Source organism: Gemmiger formicilis, from assembly GCF_016901605.1.
Taxonomy (GTDB): Bacteria; Bacillota; Clostridia; order Oscillospirales; family Ruminococcaceae; genus Gemmiger; species Gemmiger formicilis_B.
In genome coordinates this window covers 1-699 of sequence record NZ_JACJKP010000363.1, presented here as the reverse complement: position 1 = coordinate 699, position 699 = coordinate 1, and the positions used below count along the sequence as shown (strand labels likewise).

At 56.9% G+C, this 699-nt stretch carries 2 protein-coding genes; both read right to left on the bottom strand.

All coding sequences use genetic code 11. From position 1 onward, the window contains the following. On the bottom strand, positions 1–348 hold a 348-nt coding region (locus H6B10_RS14875; protein ID WP_430661769.1), incomplete at its 3' end, for an MATE family efflux transporter. Positions 349–461: 113 nt separating this feature from the next. Further along, the coding region (locus H6B10_RS14870) for a MarR family winged helix-turn-helix transcriptional regulator (RefSeq protein ID WP_430661768.1) at positions 462–699 on the bottom strand (238 nt) is incomplete at its 5' end.

Genomic DNA, 699 nt, shown 5'->3' with positions numbered 1-699 from the left:
CGCCGTGAGTACCACACTGACCAGCACCACCATGGCGATGGCATTGCCTACGCCGCGCCGTGCGTTTTCCACATCTTTTTCGCCCAGTTTCAGGCTCAGGTAGGCGGCGCCGCCGTCACCGATCATCAGCGAGAGGGCCAGGGCCACAATGGTGATGGGAAACACCACGTTGGTGGCACCGTTGCCCAGGTAGCCCACGCCCCAGCCGATGAAAATCTGGTCCACAATGTTATACAGTGAGTTGACCAGCAGCGAGATCACGCAGGGTATGGCAAATCGGGCAATCAGCCGCCCCACCGGCTCGGTGGCAAAGGGGCTTTTGGTTTGGGAATGTTCATTTTCCATCATTCGTTCTCTCCTTATTACGTAACTAGTTACCTATTAGAGGCAAAAAAGCAGGCAGTGGAACCGGGAAATTCCCGGTACACTGCCTGGGGAAAGGGTCTCCCCCGTCTGCCTGTTCAGTCTGCGTCGATATTCTCCAACAGCCGGTCCGCCAGCTGCAGCAGCATCTGCCGCTGTTCCGGGGTAAACCCGGCACACAGCTCCGTCAGCACCTCTTCGTCCTGGGCCAAAATCAGGTTGTGGATGCCCCGGGAACGCTCGGTACAGGTGATTTTTTTGTAACGGCGATCCCTGCTGCTTGGCACACAGCAGATAAAACCTTTGCTTTCCAACCGCTGCAGCAGCTTGGTCATG